The 1,338-nt window shown below is 67.2% G+C and carries 1 protein-coding gene; it reads left to right on the top strand.

Features of this window, described 5'->3' with window-relative positions:
• A partial coding sequence (gene tyrS / locus CQZ88_RS04945) for a tyrosine--tRNA ligase (protein WP_258008445.1) occupies nucleotides 1-1,067 on the top strand: 1,067 nt, incomplete at its 5' end.
• Between the last annotated feature and the right edge of the window lie 271 nt (nucleotides 1,068-1,338).

The raw sequence follows: 1,338 nt of genomic DNA, 5'->3' as shown, positions 1-1,338 counted from the left end.
CGGGCGGCGCTACCGGCATGATCGGAGATCCGCGGGAGGGAGGGGAGCGGACCATGAACTCGGCGGACACGGTCGCCGAATGGGCCGCACGCATCCGCGGTCAGCTCGAGCGGTTCGTGGACTTCGACGATTCGCCGACCAGCGCGATCGTCGTGAACAACGCCGACTGGACCTCCTCGCTCAGCGTCGTCGACTTCCTCCGCGATATCGGCAAGCACTTCTCCGTCAACGTCATGCTCGCTCGCGACACGGTGAAGCGCCGGCTCGAGGGCGACGGCATCTCGTACACCGAGTTCAGCTACATGCTGCTGCAGGCCAACGACTACGTGCAGTTGCGTCGCGAGCACGGGTGCACGCTGCAGGTGGGGGGGTCGGACCAGTGGGGCAACATCATCGCGGGCGTCGAGCTCAACCGACGGACCGACGGTGCCGCCGTGCACGCGCTCACCGTCCCGCTCGTCACCTCGGCCGACGGCAAGAAGTTCGGGAAATCCACCGGCGGCGGAAGCCTCTGGCTCGACCCGGAGATGACCACGCCGTACGCCTGGTACCAGTACTTCGTCAACGCCGCCGACGCCGACGTCGTGAAGTACCTGCGGTGGTTCACGTTCCTGGATCAGGACGAACTGGCCGAACTCGAGACGGCGACGGCCGAGCGACCGCAGGCGCGCGAGGCGCAGCGCCGCCTTGCGGCCGAAATGACGACCCTCGTTCACGGCGAGGCCAACACCCGGGCGGTCGAACTTGCGAGCCGGGCGCTGTTCGGTCGTGGAGAGTTGGCGGACCTGGACGAAGCGACCCTCTCGGCCGCGCTGGCGGAGGCCTCCGTCGCGGAAGTGCACGACGGGCAGCCCGGCACGATCGTGGACCTGCTCGTCGCGACCGGCCTGTGCGAGAGCAAGGGCGCTGCCCGACGCACGATCAAGGAGGGGGGTGCCTCCGTGAACAACCAACGGATCTCATCCGAGGAGTGGACCCCGTCGAGCGCGGATCTGCTGCACGACCGCTGGCTTGTCCTGCGGCGAGGCAAGCGCAACTTTGCCGGCGTGCGAGTCGAACGCGGCTGAGCGCACTGCCGCCACCGCCGACGGGCCGCTGACCTGCGGATTTGACGGCCCGTTAGCGGTGGCGTAACTTTGTCGTCGTTCGAGCGACACGGACGCCGACCCGGACCGAGAGGTACGGAAAGCGGTTGCGCCCTGATCGGTCGAGCAGCCAACACGAAGATCGCAGACAGTGTTTGCGTCCGCGAGTTCAGAGTGTTAGGCTAGAACGGTTGCCCCGGAGCAAGGCGCGAAGGCGCGGAGCGATGGTGTGTGCGTGTTCTTTGAGAACTCA

The sequence above is a fragment of the Rhodococcus sp. ENV425 genome (assembly GCF_002887785.1).
Taxonomy (GTDB): Bacteria; Actinomycetota; Actinomycetes; order Mycobacteriales; family Mycobacteriaceae; genus Rhodococcus; species Rhodococcus aetherivorans.
This window is presented reverse-complemented; position numbering and strand designations above follow the sequence as displayed.